Below are 18,922 nucleotides of genomic sequence, written 5' to 3'. Positions count from 1 at the left end.
GAAATATTCATGATCCTAATCATATTAGCCCTGCAAAAACTATTCAAGATACAATTGATCATCATAAAAAAATCATTTGAATATTTGTGCTGGTAGTTAGGTTGTAAAATTATTTTGCTCTTTATAGAAAATAAAAATATCTAAACACACTTTCTGGTGTGTATTATTTTGTTGTAAATATATTTTTGTACACGCATAAATACTGATATCTAAATCATTGTTAAAAGCAATTCCTTAATGCTTAATGGTTCTAAGTAGTGTGCTGCCATATATCTAATAAGTTATATTATTCTTACTAAGAATCTTATTGCTCATAAAGGCTATTTTCTTATTTAATTCTATATTTTTAAACTTGTTCATCGGTTAACATCTTTATATTGCGACTATGCTCAAATATATAAGAATAAAAAATGTGCTAGCAATGATAATAATTAAATCTAAAATTTTTTTTAAAGAATAATATGAACTTGTATTTTATCACCTTGAAACTTACATTGTATTTCTTTAGCTGAAGTGACGTTCTTTAAATCAATCGTTAATTCTTCAGATAATTTGAGCCCTGTGATTTCAATTAGTTTTATCGGAGCTTTTACTGATAGTGTTTTCTCGGCTTTAAATTTTCGTACCTCATCTAGAACTTTAAGCAATCCTTCCGCTTGTTTTGTATCTATATTATAATATAAATCACCATAATCAACCCAAGAACCTTTTATATGGATAGAATCCTTATTACTATATAATATTTGATATATCTCTTCAGTAATATGCGGCATAAACGGTGCAAATAGTTTCAGTAATGTCTGCATAACATGATATAAAGTTAATATTGCACTATATTGCCCTCTTGGATTTTTGTATTCTTCATCATAAACCCTAGCCTTGCTAATCTCTAAATAATTATCACAAAATATTGACCAAAAAAATTTTTCTGTTAGATGCATAGCATTTGCATATTCATAATTTTGTAGTTCAGATGTAACGCCTTTCACTAACCATACTAACTTATTAATCATCCATTTATCAAAATCATTAGTGATTTTTTCTTTAACATCTAAAAGATTCGCTTTTTTATCTTCACTTGATAACTTATCAAAATGGATAAAGATAAACTTAGCAGCATTCCATAATTTATTTACAAGTCTTTTGCCATTTTTCATTATGTCTTCTGAGTAAGCTGTATCGCTGCCTAGCTTTGAATTTGCCGACCAATAACGAATTATATCAGAGCCATATTGCTCAAGTAATTTTTCAGGCACTAAAATATTGCCCTTAGATTTTGACATTTTACTGCGGTCTTCAGCAAGACACCAACCACTGATCATGATATTTTTCCATGGCAAAGTATTTTGGTGTAAATGAGCTTTAAGAATAGTATAAAATGCCCAAGTTCTAATGATTTCATGTGCCTGTGGTCTTAAATCCATCGGGAATAATTTGCTATGCCTATCTTTATTAGCTGCAAAATTATCAGAAATGCTATGAGTTGAAAGCTGTGGTGAAACAGAGCTTGTCGCCCAAGTATCCATAACATCTAAATCTGGCTCCACTTCATCACTGCTATAGCCAAATGGTAAATCTTTTAATGGATCAACTGGTAACTGAGAAATATCAGCATATAAAATTTTACCTTCTTCACCAGCTCGCTTAGAGTACCAAACAGGGAATGGTACACCAAAATAACGCTGGCGGCTTATGCACCAATCCCAGCTTATAGAATTAATCCAATTCTTTAGCCTGATTTTCATATTTTTAGGATGCCAAATTAATTCGTTTGTTCTTTTTAGCAATGCTTCTTTATGATCTATCGTTTTTACAAACCATTGTGGTACAGTTAATACCTCAAGTGGTGCACCTGATCGCTCAGCACATTTAACAGTATGAGTAATTTCTTCTTGCTTAATAAGCAATTTCTGCTCTTTTAATATATTGGTGATTTTCTCTCTAGCTTCCTTAATTTTTAAACCATCTATAGCAATATCATGAGGGAAATTTATTGTACCTTTCTTAGTAAGAATTACTTTTAAAGGTAAATTATGTATCTTCCACCAAGTAATATCTGTTTGGTCACCAAATGTACAACACATTACAAGTCCTGTACCCTTATCTTGTTGCACTAAAGAATCAGCAATTAATGGAACTTTAGTATTTAAAAGTGGCGTAATAGCAAATTTCCCTACTAAATGCTTATAGCGTTGATCATCTGGATGATAAAACACAGCAACACAAGCAGGTAGTAGTTCTGGTCTTGTGGTTGCTATAGTAAGATTAGCATTATTTTCAGTTCTAAAAGTTATGTAATTCATAAAAGAGGTTTGCTCTATATCCTCAACATCAGCGTGTGCAAGGGCAGTAGCATCTACCGAATCCCACAAAATTGGCTGATTATCACGATAAACCTCTCCTTTTCTAACTAAATCAAGAAAAGACATTTGTGATATTTTACGAGATAGAGAGCTGATGGTTTGATACTCTAAATTCCAATCAACTGATAAGGCTATTTTGTTAAACAAACTTCTAAATTTCTCTTCTTCGCTAGCCACCACTTCCTTACAAATCTTAATAAATTCTTCTCTACTCATATTATAGGCTTTGATCTGTCTTTGCTTCTCAACAAGACGCTCAGTTGGCAGACCATTATCATCAAACCCCATAGGGTAGAAGATATTTTTACCTATCATGCGCTGAAAGCGTACGATAAAGTCAGTTTGTGTATAGCTGTAGACATGCCCGATATGTAGTTTCCCTGAAACAGTAGGTGGTGGCGTATCTACTACAAAAGTTTCTTCTTTAGCTATATTTTGTTCATAGACATAAATCTGTTTTTCTTGCCAAATTTTTTGCCATTTCTTTTCATTTTCAGTAAAATTATAATTTTTCGGAAACTCTTTCATAAGTTTTTTAATTATTAAAAATATCATTATAAATGTCATATTTGATTATAACAATCTTTATGATGCTAAATTACTGAATTTATACTCCTAAGTAAATGAAGAATAGTAGTCTTAAACCAAAATAAAACATATAAATTTTTGTATTCCAGGTGTAATGTTACTGCACCTTTAATACTCATTTATAATCTCTAATCCTAAGACTATAGCAATTGGGCAGCAACTTTTTTTAATATTAAGTTTTATTTAAAGCTTACTAAATAAGAAAAACTTAGAAATATCTTTAGATATGACTTGATCTTAGTTACAATATCGTTATTGCCAAGCTTCTAGATCTAGATGGCTAACCAACTTTTTAGTATTGTTTACTCTTTTATCAGTAAGGTTTGGCGAATGTGTTATCTTTTTCTAGTTTGATGTTACTTATACGCTGGTCTATAGCTGTCTTGGATAATGATTCATTATTAATTTTAGCAAACTCTGTAATGTGATTAAAAATTTTCTTATCTAATAAAGCTGATAAAAGTTTAAGCTATTATAAAACCTTTCAAATTTATTTAATTTAATATACCACCTTGCTGCTTTTTACTATAAGGCCATCATCTTTAAAAGCGAGCAAATAAAAATTTTTTTAAAGACCAGTGAGTTTGACAATGAATGATAGGAACATTAAAGTCCTGAGTAAACTTTTTTGCTATAATTATCACTTCGTTATATTATCCAATTCCTATACCTTCAGTTTTTTCTATTTGAATACCTTGTTAAATCTTAATTTATATATTTTTCTGCTACAATCTTTATAATATTCTCCTTTTATTGCAGTGATAAATGCTTAGCCAATACTACCGTTGTTCTGGTAATTTATATATCATTATAAAAATAACTTAAGATAAAATAACCTCTTTCTCTTCTAATATTATAACATGTTTAAACTCTGTTAGAAATTTCTCCTAAAGTGTAATTATATCATGCTAATATATGTTTAAGCATATACTTAAACATTCTTATTATGTTTTTTCTTTACAGTTTCATTCTTACTATTATATAGTAATTAAGTTATAAACTAATAGTAGTTTATTTTTACTCTTTTTATATCTTTCATGTAATAGTAATGTATATTTCTATAATCATAAAGCTGTTCAATCATCAATAGTTGATTGAGACTCTATTAGTACACTTTACTGTGATTTTTATTACAATTACATATGATATATCGCTATATTTCTTCTTTAAAGATGCCCATATGTAACTTTCGTCTGTTATTTTTGATAAATCTACTAAACTCTTTAAAATTATTAGGTAAATAATGTTCTAGAAATTGAACCGCTATTGGATTAGTCATTTTATTATTTTTACAACAAGTTGTGTTTTAATTTTTTGACTATAAGAATCTAGCACTTTTATTCTGCTGATGTAATTTTATCTTAATTGATATAAAATATTCTGTATACTTGCGATGATAATTATATTTAAATTTTATATAAAAATGCTTAATAAATTCTTATTAACTTTAAAATTAATGCGTGCAGATAAACCTGTAGCTTATTTGCTAGTTTTTTTCCCCGCTTTGTTTGGGTTACTTCTTGCAAATCCATCTAAAGCAGAATTAATTCATCTACTACCATTATTTATTCTAGGCGCTATAACAACTAGAAGTGGCGGGTGTATTATTAATGATCTATTTGACAGCAAATTTGATAAGCATGTAACAAGAACAAAAGAACGTCCATTAGCGAGTGGTTCTTTGCCTGTTTCTTATGCTATTATAATAGTATTCATTCTTGGCATTATCTCGCTTCTTATCTTACTATCTTTGAGTCAAACAGCCATATATATAGGTTTTTTTGCTGTAATCATGATTAGTATATACCCACTAATGAAACGTATTACTTACTTCCCACAAATATTTATGGGTTTTACATTTAAGCTAGGGGCATTAATAGCTTATGCGGCAATTCAAGATAAACTTGATATAGTGGTAATTACTATGTATTTAGCATGCTGCTCTTGGGCAATCGGATATGATACAATATATGGATATATGGATATAAAAGATGATAAAAAAATAGGAGTCAAATCTTTGAGTATTTATTTAGAAAATAAATCTTATAAGTTTTGGCTTTATATATTTTATATAGGATTTATATTATTATTTATTTTATCTACAAAGATAGCTAACTATAATATTGACTATCTACCAATTTTATCTGCACTAATTTTATTAATATTACAAATAGCAACTCTTGATATTCAAAATCCTACCAATTGTTTGATAAGGTTCAGAGCCAATAATTATGTTGGTATACTTTTAAGCCTAGCTCTTTATTAAAAAGAATTGATTTTTAAGTTTTATTAAAAGAATATTGCCTACAAATAATAAAAGATATATGTTTAAGAATACAATTTATAAGGATAGCCTCAAGAGTTTATTAAAAAATTTTAACAAACTTTAAGCTCATTCTCATTATTTGCTGTCTTGTATTAAGAAAATAACTAATCCTAAAATTTAATGTATAGTATATAAACTCTAGTATAGAGAGTCAAATTATAGTCGTACAGATGTAAATGGTTTTTATAGTATAAATGCGATCAGAGGACGTATCAACCTATCAACCTATACGTAGGAGTTATTTAGAAAAAGAGTCCTATACTAGCAGCTTTTGATTTATTAAAGACAAAAAAGTGTATAAATTAAGAAAGAATTAACAAAAATTTTACTCTTGATCAATTGATAGATTCAAATAAATTTAAATAGATATAATTTTTTATTCTCATGAAAACGAAGCATTATTGCATAGTTTACTTGAAAACATCATTGTGAGGAGAAATTTTAAGTTTCGATGAAACAATCTAGAAAAAAATATTACAAAATTGATTATTTTATAGATAACTAGCTGTGTGACCTACTCGCAATAATATTTTCTTAAACCAGAGCCCTAACCTTGTTACATAATAATACAATTACTTCTTAATGATTCTATTATTTTCTATAAATTAAATTTCTGCTTTAATAAAAACTAGTTTACTTTTTATCATTTATAATGATGTGAGGAAGTAGTATTTATAAAGAGAATGCAGAAAAAGATGTTTGGACTAACACAGCTAAGTACTATTAGCCAAAAACCTATAAAGTCAATCTAAAGTTTATAGTCTACAATACATTTGATCATTACTTAGCCTTAAAACATAAATCAAGGATAAACATAGATAGAAGTTCAGCAAGAGTTTTAAATATTAGTTAAAATATTATAAGCATTAACGCAAGAAGGATTTAAAAGTTCTTAGGTAATCGAGTGCTCTAAAAAATCCATAGACTTTTTAGAACATTGTAGATCCAATTAAAGATCTTTTTCATAATATTCCATAATAAAACTTATATAACAAATGATTTTCATCTTTTGCCATATCCCCCGTAAATAAACGTAATCCATAAGAATATAAGTCATTAAATAAATCTTTAGATATATCCTTAATTAATAACACTCAAAGCTTTTAATTTCCTGTTCTCTAAGACTTTCTATATGTTGGTTTTGTTGTTCTCATTCTTTATGTACTTTACAGAAAGTATAAAATATATTTTATACTTTTCTTCATTATTGAGTACATATTCTAAAATCAAAACACTATATAACTTAACCTACTATCTTTATAAATCTCTTATTGTTTCTCTTCTCACTTTCTTCCTTATCCTAAATTTCTATCCTAATGGTGAATTACAATCTTACAACACTGATATAATTATAATATATCACAGTAGAAAATAATATTCATATAGTAATAAACAACTATGGTTAAGATCAGTTCATAATATATAAAGTAGCTAATCCTAAATAATCTTGAGGGGTAAGATTTTCAGCACGATAATTATCATTGATTTTTAGTTGAGTTAGGACTTCATTTATATTAGGTACAAGATTTTTTAATGATGATTTAATCATTTTGCGTCGCCCTGCAAATGCTAACTTAGTTATTTGCTCAACTTTATTTATTAAGGTAATAGATGGTGAATTTTCTAAAGGTGTTAATTTAACTATTGCTGAATATATTTTAGGAGATGGATAAAAAGCTGTTGGTGCTACATCAAAGCATTTTTCTACTTTTGCTATTAACCTGCATATTACTGATAACCTGCCATATGCTTTAGTTGAAGATGTAGCACAAATTCTTTCTACTACTTCTTTTTGTAACATCAAAGTCATGCTAGTAATTAACTGAGATTCCTTTAGCCATCTAATTACTAACTCAGTACCTATATGATATGGTAAATTAGAAATTATAGTTACTTTATCATAACCTAAATCGCCTAATTTTATTTTAAGAGCATCCTGCTTAATAATACTTAGATTAGGATAATATTTTTTAATCTCATTAAGCAATGGGATACATCTTTCATCTGTTTCTATAACAGTTAAGGATTTAGGATTTTTATGCAATATTGACCTAGTTAGTCCTCCGGCACCTGGTCCTACTTCTAACACTTTGCTGTTTTCTTCAAGGTTACTTGCACGTACAATTTTATCACATAAACTGCTGTCAAAAATGAAATTCTGTCCATGTTTTTTAAGAGGGTTAATTTGATAAGATGCAGCATGTTTTGCAATTGAAGGTAACATAAATATGTAATATTATCACATGATATTGAAAGAAACGTTCATGTCATTCCTGTGTAAGCAGAAATCTAGAATAAACATGCTTAAATGCAGTATAAAAACTATAAATAGAACAAAAGCATAAAAAATAAATTTCTTGTACTTATTTACTAGATTCTAACTTTCTTGAGAATGATATAATAATGCCAAACCTGTAGCATATAATCTATACGATACATTACACCACAGGTTATTTTCTGAGATACCTAGAGACGCTGATAATAGGTAACATGGCTCTTTAATAAGACGGTAGCATTATTTTTATGGATGCTTTTTTACGCATATTTTCTAACAATTTTTGCGCTTTTTGTGAAACCTTTTTATTTGTTAGAAAGTTTACTATATAATTATTTTCATCTTCATTAAAATTTAAGATCTCTTTAGTACAGACTAATACTATTTCAAATTTATTATTTACTTCGAAAACATTACTTACTTTACCAGGATTTAAATCTTTTATAATGGTTTGCTTTACACCTTCTATATTACTAAGCTTATCATTAACAAAACGCATAGTAGCAAAATGATCGTAAAGGGATCTTTTTACATCTGCACATTTTTTTAATCGATTTTTTAAACTATTCATCTTGGTAAATGTTTTACTATTTTTATCTTTAGAAGTAAACACTTGCATTGAAATTTTGACATTTTTTTGATCACTAGATAAAATCGCTGTATCTATTTCTTTAATACTTAATTGTACTGACCTTGATAAACCTGATAAAATATTTATTTTAATCAGTTCAGATTTAATTTGAGAAATAAAACTCTTCACATCAACTGATCTGCTTCTTAGATACTGTAGAAGCGAGGCTGTAGGCATTTTATTACGTTTCTCAATAGACTTAATAGCATTATCTATCTCTTCTTGTGAAATTTCTTTATCGCCAGCATATTGAAAAAGTAAAGAATCATCAATCAAGCTCTTGATTGCTAAATCACTTAGCCGCTTATCCTGAACTGGTGTTATAGTTTCAATATTATTTAATACCATAATCATTTTTTTTCTAGCACGAAACTCATTAAGAGTAATAGGCTCATCATTTACAGACGCTATTATATTTGCTTGCTGTGCTTGCGCTACTATATTAAAAATAAAAACAACACCAACTATAAGTAATAATCTTTTCATATTTTTTAGACTCACATATTTAACACTTTTAAACCGATAGAAATCGTTGGTGAAGACGTAGTTTTTTTAATTCCCCTACTCTTATCAACTAAATAATCAGAATAAACCCTTGCAGTGATTCTAGCACAATCTTTAACATATGTCACTCTAATAGTTCTAGTAAGTAAATTTGGTGATCGTTTTGAAAAATCAATACGTCCACCAAGACCAACTGACCAATTTTCTGCTAACTGATAATTTAAATCTCCATAAAATTGTCTTACTCTATTATTTGAAACCTTTATACTTTCTAAACTATAATATTTCCTAAGATTTGCAAGCTGAATAAAACTTCCAGCAAAATTAATTTTATTATAGTTTAAATTTCCTCCTACCTCATCACGAATAGGTCTAAAATACCTATCTTTTCGAAAACTATAAAATAGTTCTAGGTTATTAGCGAAATTTCCTAAAATTTTACCAATATTTTCAGTATTATCAGGCAGATTAATACTATATTTTGTGTTACGCGATTGTCCTAAAAATAACCTTAAATAATTTCTTTCTTTGGCAAAACTAATATTGAAACCATAATCTAACCTATTACCAAAATCATGGCAGTCAATACCGCTATAGCGATTGGATAAAAAGATGTTTTTTTCTGATAATTCATATTTAGCAGGATCAATTATAATAAATTTTTTATCTTTAATAGATAAGTTACGTCCTATAGTAAAAGAAACTACTGGTTCAATAAATAAATTTATCGTTTTTGTTATATTACCTACTAATGGATAATGCCATACAGTCTGTAATTCCGGTATATTTCTTTGAAATGATTTACTTTCTCTTGGCTTATCTAAATAAACATGACGAGTAAGATAAAAATCACTTCTATCTTTAGCAGCAAAATCAAAAATTTGTCCTGAGGAATTTATAAACTTATGAAAAATAGATAATTGTAAAGAAGTCCTAGTAACTTGTTTTCCTATTCTTTCTTTATACATTAACGTATTATTTTCAATAATAATAAGACTATCATTACTGTCATTTAAGTTTATCACATTTTTCATATTGATTTTAGGTAATACTAATGGATCAGTATATTTACTATCATTAACCCCAAGCCCTTGAAAACTTAATCCTTCAGCTGAAAAATAATCAGCATTATGAATTTTATTTAAGAATATCTTAGAAGTTAAATATGAAGCATAGTTATTATAATAATTTTTTAAATATGCTTTATCAGATGTATGTTCTACTTTAAAACCATAATCATAAACTTCACTACTATTGATAAAATTACCACTTGCAATATAGTGATAAGAAGAGAATTTTTTATCTTTTACAAGTACTCCATCTCTTTCTAAAAAATAAGGTAATTTACCATAACTACCTACAAAATTTATATGATCTGTATCATTTGGGCGATAATGTGCTTCTAATTCAAAAGTTTGATATTTATTAAAAATTCTTGGTGTTAAAGTAAAATCAATATTAGGTTTTACACGTAAATATATAGGAATTCCAAGTCCTTTATTTTTGATGTCAGGTACTAATAACCCTGAAGCTGCAGGCGCTTTAGGCGTTGGATGGAAAAAATATGGTAAGAAAAAAACCGGTAATCCATATACTTCAAAAAATACATTTCTATATACTATTTTATGCTCATCAAAATGAACATATGTCTCCTTAGCAGCGACTTGCCACAAAGGTTTTTTATTACAATTCACATCACAAGGGGTAAATTCAGCATGATAAAGCCTAGTATGATTTTCATCTATCCTTTCTGCCAGCTTAGCAATGAAAAGATTATTATCACCAAAAAATAAAATAAATTCAGATATTACACCTTTTTTAAGTTCTTCTTTTAAAATTACTTTATTACCTATAATAATTCTATTTTGTTTATCTTTAATTCTAACATTACCTTCTGCCCACAAAATATCATTTTCTACATCATAAAGTAAGTTATCTGCCGTTAATAAATAATCATCCGTAATAATCTTTAGATTACCTTTAGCATATATGAATTTCTGACTTGCATTATATTCTACAAAATCAGCAATTAGATTATTTATTTTCACGCTTTTATTATACTTAAGTACACTTGCAGAACTTACGAAAGAAGAGATTACGATAATAAAAAAATATATTATTCGCAGCAGCATTTATATGATATAAGTAATTTATATTACAAAATAATAACAAGCTATTATTAATATAGCAAATAATAAAAATTATGCTTGCTCTTTAAGAAAGCTACACAATGTCTTCTACTTAGAAGCATTAATAGTCTTACATAAAAATAACTATATAACTCTTATATCACTTGCACCTGCATGAAGCTTTATTGCATGGCGCCAGAAATGAAGTATAATTAAACACATGTTATAAAAATGTTAGACACCTTATATTATGAGTCACGCAACTAAAGAATTTTCTGTTATTGAGATTTCTAATAAAATTAAAGAATTATTAGAAAATAATTTTGGTTATATTAATGTAAAAGGAGAAATTTCAGGTTTTAAAATAGCAAGCTCAGGACATGCTTATTTTAACTTAAAAGAAAATACTACTATTTTAGCTTGTACTTGTTGGCGCCCTATCCTTACTAAAATTAAATTTCCGCTAAATGATGGTATGGAAGTAGTAATTAGTGGCAAGCTCTCAAGCTATGCGGGTAATTCACGTTATCAATTATCAGTAGATAATATTCAGCCAGCTGGGCTTGGTGCTATGCTACAAATTCTAAATGAACGTAAAGCTTATTTAGAAAAAGAAGGTTTATTTAATAAGCAACGTATCCCTATACCTTTTCTACCTAATAAAATAGGCGTTATAACTTCAATAACTGGTGCTGTTATAAAAGACATTATACACCGAATCCGTGAACGTTTTCCGACCCATATAATAGTATGGCCTGTGAGTGTACAAGGAGAAAATTCTGGTAATGAAATTGCAGAAGCAATTGAAGGTTTTAATAACTTAGAAGAAGCAAGCAGGCCAAATGTTATAATTGTTGCTAGAGGCGGCGGCTCGATAGAGGATCTTTGGTCATTTAATGATGAAATATTAGTACGTGCTACTTATAATTCAAAAATTCCTATTATTTCAGCAGTAGGTCACGAAGTAGATTATACTTTAATAGATTTAGCAGCTGATAAAAGGGCACCAACTCCAACCGCTGCTGCTGAATTCGCTGTACCACTGAGATCTATTTTAAATGATACTTTGCAATCTTATGAAAAAGTATTATTAAATAACATAAGACAATCAATTAAGAGTTATGAACAAAATATTACAAACTATGATAAAATACATAAATATCTTACTCATTATATAAATCATAAACAGCAATTACTTGATGAAATAGGATTTAATCTACTAGATGCTTTACCATGTTTTATTAACCTACAAGAAACAAAACTTAAATCTTTTTCTAAAGAAAGAATTAACCCTAATAAAATAATTATCTATAAAACATTGGAGTTAACACACAAAACTGCTTACCTAGCAAAATTGACAAATAACACTTTAAAAAATTTTGAGTATAAACTAGAATTAAGTAGTACTTTACTCACAAGTCTTGATTATCATAATGTATTAAAACGTGGTTTTGCTATAGTTAAAGGAGAAGCAGGCAATTTTTTATCTTCTAAAATTACTGCTACAAATGAAAAAATTTTCAATATTAAATTTTTTGATGGAGAAATTAAAGTAGTTCGTAATTAAGCAGGTGTTTTGTCAGATTGTGCAATTTGTATATAATAATTTTCATAATATTTATTACTAATCTCTTAACTGATTATTTTGGTTTTCTTGAGTGGTTATTTCGTTATAATAAAGTAATAAATGAAATGGCACAATAAAAATGAAGATAGCTACTTGGAATATAAACTCTATAAAAATGCGACTTAATTTACTGCGTGATTTTTTATCTAATGAAAATCCTGATATTTTATTATTACAAGAAATAAAGTGTGAAACCGATAAGTTTCCTTTCAATGAGTTATCTGATTTACCATATAATTTTTATGTTCATGGACAAAAATCATATAATGGTATTGCTGTTATTTCAAAATTTCCTGCAGATGAAATAATTAAAGACTTTCCTAATAATCATTGTTCTGCCCAAGCTAGATTCTTAGAAATAAAAGTATCGTTACCTATTGGGTTCTGTAATGTAATCTCTCTCTATGCTCCTAATGGTTCATCTGTCGGTAGTGATAAATTTGCAGCAAAATTAGCATTTTATGATAGTCTTATTAATTACTTAGCAACTAAAAAATCTTTTGATGAAAAAACTATTGTTGGCGGTGATTTTAATATTGCACCGTTTGATATTGATGTATATTCACCTAAAGAACTTGCTAACACTATTTGTTTTTCAGATGTTGAACAAAAGAAATTACGAACTATTTTAAATTCTGGCTTTGAGGATTTATACAGATTGATGCATCCTGACAAGCAAGAATTTTCATGGTGGGATTATAGAGCAGGATGTTTTGAACAAAATAAGGGTATGCGTATTGATATGATAATGGGTTGTAATAACAGTATTGACTATTTAGAAAAATGCTATATGGATTATAATTTGAGAAGCAAGGAAAAACCTTCAGATCATATACCTGTAATTGCTAGTTTTAGAGAATAGCTAAACACAACCTGCATTTTTTTTAGTGGCTCTTTTTTGTTATCCCACAAGCAACAATATAGAAATTTTTTGCACAAAAGCTATAATACAGAATCTTATTCAAAAAATAAAAATATGTCCTCAAAATTCATAAAGTTTTACGAAAAATATATGGCAGTTGTTGGCGTAATCGGTAATTTCATGTTTTATGTACAAGTCTATAATATTTTCACCTATAAATCTTCCACATCCGTTTCATTGCTTGCTTTTACTATAAGTGCTATTGCTCTTTGTAGTTGGCTATTATATAGTATTTTGCTAAAAAATATACCTATCATAATAGCAAATATAGTAGGTTTTATCAGTGCATTACTTGTCCTTATAACTATTACAATATATTAAAATAACATATAATGACTAAAAAAATCATTGCCTTGGTAGGGCGCCCAAATGTTGGTAAATCAACACTTTTTAATCGCTTAAGCATACGTAAAAAAGCTATCGTTCATGACCTACCAGGTGTTACTAGAGATAGAAAGTATACTGATGGAAGGATTGGTTCTTTTGAATTTTTGCTGATTGACACCCCAGGACTTGAAGAAAACCATGATAGCATGGGACAGCGTTTGATGGAGCAAACTACTAAAGCAATTATTGAGGCAGATTGCATTTGCCTCATAGTTGATAGCAGAAGCGGAATATTATCTGATGATAAATTACTCAGTAGCTTTGTTAGAAAATATAATAAACCTACCATATTGGTAATTAATAAATGTGAAAAAGCTTTTGATTTTGCAAAAGAATACTACCAATTAGGGTTTGATAGTATGGTGGCTATTTCTGCTGAACATGGCACAGGACTAATTGATTTATATAATGAGATTATTGCTAAGTTACCTGAGGAAGATTCTACAGAAGCAAACATAAGTGATCCAATTAAAGGAAATTGTCTACAAATAGTAGTTAGTGGTAGACCTAATGCTGGAAAATCTACCTTTATAAATGCTCTTATTAATGATGAAAGGTTATTAACTGGGCCTGAAGCTGGCATTACTCGTGAATCAATTGAAATTGATTGGCAATATAAAGGTAATCATATTAAATTAATAGATACAGCAGGACTTCGTAAGAAATCTACTATTACTGAATCACTCGAAAAATTATCAGCATTAGACGCTATTAATAGTATCAAATTTGCTAACACCGTAATTTTAATGATCGATGCTTTATCTCCTTTAAAACAGCAGGATTTAAATATTGCAAGCCATGTAGCAAATGAAGGCAGAAGTATTGTTATAGTAGTTAATAAATGGGATTTAGTTCAAGAATCAGAAAAAGAAGCATTCCAAGAAGAGTTTTATTATCAAATCAATACTCACTTACCTCAAATTAAGAACGCACCAGTAATATTTATTTCGGCATTAAATAAACAACAAATAAAAAATGTAGTAGATGCTAGTCTTAAAATTTATAAAATTTGGAATAAGAAAATAACAACAAGTAAATTAAATGAATGGCTTAGATTTACTACAGAAGCACATCCTCTACCGCTACAAAAAGGCGGTAAGAGGGTACGTATAAAATATATGACTCAGACTAAAACTCGCCCACCTACTTTTAAGCTATTTTCTAATAATCCAGAAAAAATTACTCATAATTATACAAGATATTTAGTAAACAACTTGCGTGAAGCTTTTGATATGCCAGGTGTTCCTATAAGATTTATTTATGCAAGAACTAAAAATCCATATGTATAAATATGTATAAATTACTAAATTTATTTCTATATATCAAATTTTTGATCTAATTTATTTAAATAATGTTTTATTAATCGTAATAATTTAGCTTCTGGGCTTAGATTTTTTACTGCCCATTTTTTAATCCATGGTTCAGCAAGCTGCCACATGTTAATGTTCTCGTCTAATTGTCTACCTATTCCTTCAACCATTATTAAAGTTTTTTGTAATAACAATAATTCAGGTTGTACTTCCATACCAAAATCTTTAGTTATTTTAAATAAATGTGCAAGTAACTTGCCTATTGAAATATTTTTAGTCGGTATACCTACAACAGGTTCAGTAAATGCTCTACAGCTCTGAGCAAACAAATCTAAATCAGTGTTTGATGGAATATAACCTGCTTTTAAATGTATTTTTGCAACTAATTTATAATCACGTTTTAAAAAGCCAAATAAGCTTTCAGCAACTGCTAGTCGATCTTTTTCTTTCAACCTTCCCATAATACCGAAATCAAGCAGAATTATTTTACCTTGCTTATTTACCAAAATATTTCCTGCATGTAGATCAGCATGAAAAAAGCCATCTCTATAAGCTTGGTTAAAGAACACTACAGCAAAATTTTGAGCTATTTTTGAGAAATCTAACCCCATTTTCCTTAATAATAAAGTATTATATATAGAGACTCCATCTAGCCACTCTGTAGTTAATATATTTTCAGAGGTTAAACACCAATATATTTTAGGAATTATTACATTGTGATCATGATGCATATTATCTGTAAGCTCAGAAGCTGCTGCTGCTTCTAATCGCAAATCAAGTTCAAACTTCATAGTTTCATGAAACTTATCAACTATACTTATAGGCTTTAATCTCTTCACTTTAGAAAAGTTTGAGACGATTTTTGCAATAAAATATAGTAGTTTAATATCTCGATTATATTTTTTATGAATATCTGGACGTAGAATTTTTACTGCTACATATTCACCTGTTATTAGGCGTGCTTTATGCACTTGTGAAATCGAAGCAGCTGCTATAGGAGTAGCTTCAAAATATGAGAAGAGAGTATTTGCATTTCTACTTTCTATATTATTCTCACTTTCTCCTATGTCATTACTGTGTAAGCAAGAATCCAATAATTTTTGTTCTGGCTTCTTATGTTCATGGGAATGACATAAAATGCAAGAACGACATTCTTTGTTAAATTCTTTCTCTATTATTTCCTTAGCTATTTTACTATCAAATGGTGGTAGTTTATCTTGTAATAATTTTAGATGATCTGTTATTTTTGTTCCTACTAAATCTGGTCTTGTAGAAAGTGTTTGTCCAAATTTTATATAAATAGGTCCAAGTCTTGTTAAACAAGCTATTAAGCGTCTGCCATACTCTTCAGGTGATTTTTTTATTAACGACAATGGAGCAAAAAATAACGCTAATACATAACCAATAAACCTAAAATATTTTGGGACTCTAACATCAATTAAAATTCGTTTTTTACTAATAATACGGAAAATACGTATTAAATTTAAAAAATTATTCATCATAACTTATATGCACTATGAATAGCAACAATTCCGCTACTTAAATTTTTATAACTAACTTCTTCAAAACCAACATCTTTGATCATTATTCTAAAATCATCTTGTGAAGGAAATAGCTCAATACTTTGCGCTAAATACTCATATGCTTCTTTATTATTAGTAATTACTTGACCGATTTTAGGGATAACATTAAATGAATAAAATTTATAAAAATCTTTTAAGCAATTTTCTTTTACTTTTGAGAACTCAAGACATATAAACTTACCCATCGGTTTTAGAACTCGGTAAGCTTCTTTTAATGCTTTATTAATATTAGGTACATTTCTAATACCAAAAGCTATAGTATAATAATTAAAACTATTATCTAAAAACGGTAATTCTTCAGCATTTGCTATGGTAAATTGAAAATTCTGAAATAAATTAAGATTAATTGCTTTCTTCTTAGCTTGCTTTAGCATTGCTTCATTAACATCACATAAAGTTAAAGAAATATTATTATTTCTCTCTCGTGCTTTTTTAGCAAGTCGTAAAGCAATATCACCGCTACCACTTGCAACATCTAATATATTTGAACTAAGATTTGGAATTTGCCGTATAAATTCTTCTTTCCATAAACGATGTATTCCAAAACTCATTAAGTCGTTCATTAAATCATACTTATCTGCTACTCGAGAAAAAACATTATTTACTAACCATTGTTTTTCAGTATAGTGTACTTTTTTAAAGCCAAAATTTGTTTGTTTCATAAGTTTATTAAAGTATAATATGTCTTAAAATAATAGTAAAAACTATAAAATGCCAGAACTTCCTGAAATAGAAACACTTAAAAACTCTCTTAAAGATAAACTAATTGGGCTTATTATAGAAAATGTAGAATTAAAAAGAGATAATTTACGTTATAAATTATCTCCGTATTTAGCTATAGACATCTTAAATGTAAATATACTGAACGTTAGGCGTCGTGCAAAATATTTAATTATCGATTTTAGTAATGATCATTCTTTAGTCATTCATTTAGGCATGAGTGGTAGATTTACTTTACAACTTGCTAATTATAACACTCAAAAACATGATCATGTGGTTTTTAATTTAAGTACTGGTGAAAAATTAGTTTTTAATGACACAAGACGATTTGGTATGATTTATAGCTTCAAGACTAATAACTTAGAAAAAGAACTTTTTTATAATCTAGCACCAGAGCCTTTATCAGATTTATTAACACCTGAATATTTAAAAAGCAAATTAATTATTAGAAAAGTACCGATAAAAAACTTACTTATTGATAATAAAATTGTAGTAGGAGTTGGCAATATTTATGCTTCTGAAAGCCTTCATTTAGCTAAAATTTATCCTGATAAATTAGGTAGCGATTTAAATGATCATGAAATAAGACGCTTAATTATAGCTATTCAGAATGTTTTATCTAAAGCAATAATCGCTGGTGGTACTACTCTTAAAGATTTTGTAAGCAGCGATAGTAGGCCAGGTTATTTTACTCAACAACTTATGGTTTACGGCAGAGAAGGACAAAAATGTTTAAGCTGCCCTAATACTATCCTTAAGACAAGGCATTCAGGACGAAGTACTTTTTATTGTAAAACTTGTCAAAAGGCTTAACATATTTTTGAAAGCTATTTATAATTCCTTATTGTTTAAATTACTAGTTTTAAACTATATAAAAATAAAGCGGATTATTGTAGAAGGTACCAACAGTAAAAGATTACAGTCAAGATAAAACAATTATTAAAAATAATATAGGCAAGAATTTTTTTATTTCCTTGAATTGTGCTATCTTAAGAAAGCCTAGTATTAGGAGATGATTCTGCATATTTTGCTTCAACAAACTTATGATATAATAGACCTCTTGCAAACAACCAGCTAATAAAGATGGATCCTTTCATTAACACTTAACTGTGAACTGAACCGCAGCATACATAATGTATGTATGTTGAGTTTAAGCTCGCAGTACAAATAAAATCACCAGTTATATAAGACTCTAATTTACAACTAATATTCAAAGTTATTGACTCGCTGTTATTACTTATATATCCTATATATCCTATTTCCACTCAAGAATGATGCTAAACTCCATCATTAAAATAGAGCTAATCTTATAAACTTTTAAAATATGTAGGTTATAGCAGCAACTTAGTAATCAAGAAGTGCTTTTTAGTTGATAATAAAATTGATTTCTATGTTACTAAAAACTAATGATATTATGAGTTACAACATGGAAAATACACAAGAAAAACAAATAACAATATCTGAATTTAAAATTGACGAATATGAAGAAGAAAAAAGGCTAAAAGCTGAAGATTCACGAAAGCAACTTAAAGCAATATTAATAGCATTTGGTATTAC

The 18,922-nt window shown here is 28.3% G+C and carries 13 protein-coding genes; 6 read left to right on the top strand and 7 right to left on the bottom strand.

Annotated elements, in window-relative coordinates; all coding sequences use genetic code 11:
• Window positions 1-449: 449 nt before the first annotated feature.
• Both AC27F4_RS02430 and AC27F4_RS02425 read right to left on the bottom strand, forming a co-directional pair.
• Window positions 450-2,891, bottom strand: a complete 2,442-nt coding sequence (locus AC27F4_RS02430) for a valine--tRNA ligase (protein ID WP_487061748.1) — start codon at window positions 2,889-2,891, stop codon at window positions 450-452.
• 1,213 nt (window positions 2,892-4,104) lie between these two features.
• Window positions 4,105-4,230 (bottom strand): hypothetical protein, encoded by a 126-nt coding sequence (locus AC27F4_RS02425; protein ID WP_487061746.1) that lies wholly within the window; start codon window positions 4,228-4,230, stop codon window positions 4,105-4,107.
• 144 nt (window positions 4,231-4,374) lie between these two features.
• Here AC27F4_RS02425 and ubiA point away from each other — a divergent pair, with 144 nt between their 5' ends.
• Window positions 4,375-5,217, top strand: coding sequence for a 4-hydroxybenzoate octaprenyltransferase (gene ubiA / locus AC27F4_RS02420; protein WP_487061857.1), 843 nt, complete (start codon window positions 4,375-4,377; stop codon window positions 5,215-5,217).
• Between the two features lie 1,468 nt (window positions 5,218-6,685).
• Here ubiA and rsmA read toward each other — a convergent pair.
• The 3 genes from rsmA to AC27F4_RS02405 all read right to left on the bottom strand — a co-directional run bounded on the left by rsmA (window position 6,686) and on the right by AC27F4_RS02405 (window position 10,819).
• On the bottom strand, window positions 6,686-7,501 hold the full coding sequence (gene rsmA / locus AC27F4_RS02415) for a 16S rRNA (adenine(1518)-N(6)/adenine(1519)-N(6))-dimethyltransferase RsmA (RefSeq protein ID WP_487061744.1): 816 nt from the start codon (window positions 7,499-7,501) through the stop codon (window positions 6,686-6,688).
• Between the two features lie 274 nt (window positions 7,502-7,775).
• The gene (locus AC27F4_RS02410; RefSeq protein ID WP_487061742.1) at window positions 7,776-8,669 is read right to left on the bottom strand and encodes a SurA N-terminal domain-containing protein; all 894 of its coding nucleotides are present in this window, start codon (window positions 8,667-8,669) and stop codon (window positions 7,776-7,778) included.
• 11 nt (window positions 8,670-8,680) lie between these two features.
• On the bottom strand, window positions 8,681-10,819 hold the full coding sequence (locus tag AC27F4_RS02405) for an LPS-assembly protein LptD (RefSeq protein WP_487061740.1): 2,139 nt from the start codon (window positions 10,817-10,819) through the stop codon (window positions 8,681-8,683).
• Between the two features lie 247 nt (window positions 10,820-11,066).
• On the opposite strand from AC27F4_RS02405, the gene xseA reads away from it, so the two are divergent.
• The 4 genes from xseA to der all read left to right on the top strand — a co-directional run bounded on the left by xseA (window position 11,067) and on the right by der (window position 15,041).
• Window positions 11,067-12,383: an exodeoxyribonuclease VII large subunit gene (xseA, locus tag AC27F4_RS02400; protein ID WP_487061738.1), complete on the top strand. Its 1,317-nt coding sequence runs from the start codon at window positions 11,067-11,069 to the stop codon at window positions 12,381-12,383.
• A gap of 139 nt (window positions 12,384-12,522) precedes the next feature.
• Window positions 12,523-13,305 carry an exodeoxyribonuclease III gene (xth, locus tag AC27F4_RS02395; RefSeq protein WP_487061736.1) on the top strand — a complete coding sequence of 261 codons (783 nt, stop codon included), beginning with the start codon at window positions 12,523-12,525 and terminating at the stop codon, window positions 13,303-13,305.
• Between the two features lie 114 nt (window positions 13,306-13,419).
• On the top strand, window positions 13,420-13,686 hold the full coding sequence (locus AC27F4_RS02390; RefSeq protein WP_487061734.1) for a hypothetical protein: 267 nt from the start codon (window positions 13,420-13,422) through the stop codon (window positions 13,684-13,686).
• A gap of 11 nt (window positions 13,687-13,697) precedes the next feature.
• On the top strand, window positions 13,698-15,041 hold the full coding sequence (der, locus tag AC27F4_RS02385; RefSeq protein ID WP_487061732.1) for a ribosome biogenesis GTPase Der: 1,344 nt from the start codon (window positions 13,698-13,700) through the stop codon (window positions 15,039-15,041).
• 26 nt (window positions 15,042-15,067) lie between these two features.
• Here the strand turns inward: der and ubiB are convergent, their stop codons facing one another.
• Both ubiB and ubiE read right to left on the bottom strand, forming a co-directional pair.
• Window positions 15,068-16,561: a 2-polyprenylphenol 6-hydroxylase gene (gene ubiB / locus AC27F4_RS02380; protein WP_487061730.1), complete on the bottom strand. Its 1,494-nt coding sequence runs from the start codon at window positions 16,559-16,561 to the stop codon at window positions 15,068-15,070.
• Window positions 16,561-17,307: a bifunctional demethylmenaquinone methyltransferase/2-methoxy-6-polyprenyl-1,4-benzoquinol methylase UbiE gene (gene ubiE / locus AC27F4_RS02375; protein WP_487061728.1), complete on the bottom strand. Its 747-nt coding sequence runs from the start codon at window positions 17,305-17,307 to the stop codon at window positions 16,561-16,563. The genes ubiB and ubiE overlap by 1 nt, the downstream gene beginning before the upstream one ends.
• A 49-nt stretch (window positions 17,308-17,356) precedes the next feature.
• Between ubiE and mutM the strand changes: the two genes are divergently transcribed.
• Window positions 17,357-18,178, top strand: a complete 822-nt coding sequence (mutM, locus tag AC27F4_RS02370) for a bifunctional DNA-formamidopyrimidine glycosylase/DNA-(apurinic or apyrimidinic site) lyase (protein WP_487061726.1) — start codon at window positions 17,357-17,359, stop codon at window positions 18,176-18,178.
• The last annotated feature ends 744 nt before the right edge of the window (window positions 18,179-18,922 follow it).

Source organism: Candidatus Rickettsia mendelii (assembly GCF_057543435.1).
Note: the sequence above shows the minus strand (reverse complement) of the source record. Positions and strands in the feature narration are given on the sequence as shown.

What these genes read in the sequence shown, in the direction of transcription:
- rsmA (WP_487061744.1), bottom strand. Translation starts at nt 7,501, where the DNA reads ATGTTACCTTCAATTGCAAAACATGCTGCATCTTATCAAATTAACCCT.
- AC27F4_RS02410 (WP_487061742.1), bottom strand. Translation starts at nt 8,669, where the DNA reads ATGAAAAGATTATTACTTATAGTTGGTGTTGTTTTTATTTTTAATATA.
- ubiB (WP_487061730.1), bottom strand. Translation starts at nt 16,561, where the DNA reads ATGAATAATTTTTTAAATTTAATACGTATTTTCCGTATTATTAGTAAA.
- der (WP_487061732.1), top strand. Translation starts at nt 13,698, where the DNA reads ATGACTAAAAAAATCATTGCCTTGGTAGGGCGCCCAAATGTTGGTAAA.
- xseA (WP_487061738.1), top strand. Translation starts at nt 11,067, where the DNA reads ATGAGTCACGCAACTAAAGAATTTTCTGTTATTGAGATTTCTAATAAA.
- AC27F4_RS02390 (WP_487061734.1), top strand. Translation starts at nt 13,420, where the DNA reads ATGTCCTCAAAATTCATAAAGTTTTACGAAAAATATATGGCAGTTGTT.
- xth (WP_487061736.1), top strand. Translation starts at nt 12,523, where the DNA reads ATGAAGATAGCTACTTGGAATATAAACTCTATAAAAATGCGACTTAAT.
- ubiE (WP_487061728.1), bottom strand. Translation starts at nt 17,307, where the DNA reads ATGAAACAAACAAATTTTGGCTTTAAAAAAGTACACTATACTGAAAAA.
- AC27F4_RS02425 (WP_487061746.1), bottom strand. Translation starts at nt 4,230, where the DNA reads ATGACTAATCCAATAGCGGTTCAATTTCTAGAACATTATTTACCTAAT.
- AC27F4_RS02430 (WP_487061748.1), bottom strand. Translation starts at nt 2,891, where the DNA reads ATGAAAGAGTTTCCGAAAAATTATAATTTTACTGAAAATGAAAAGAAA.
- AC27F4_RS02405 (WP_487061740.1), bottom strand. Translation starts at nt 10,819, where the DNA reads ATGCTGCTGCGAATAATATATTTTTTTATTATCGTAATCTCTTCTTTC.
- mutM (WP_487061726.1), top strand. Translation starts at nt 17,357, where the DNA reads ATGCCAGAACTTCCTGAAATAGAAACACTTAAAAACTCTCTTAAAGAT.
- ubiA (WP_487061857.1), top strand. Translation starts at nt 4,375, where the DNA reads ATGCTTAATAAATTCTTATTAACTTTAAAATTAATGCGTGCAGATAAA.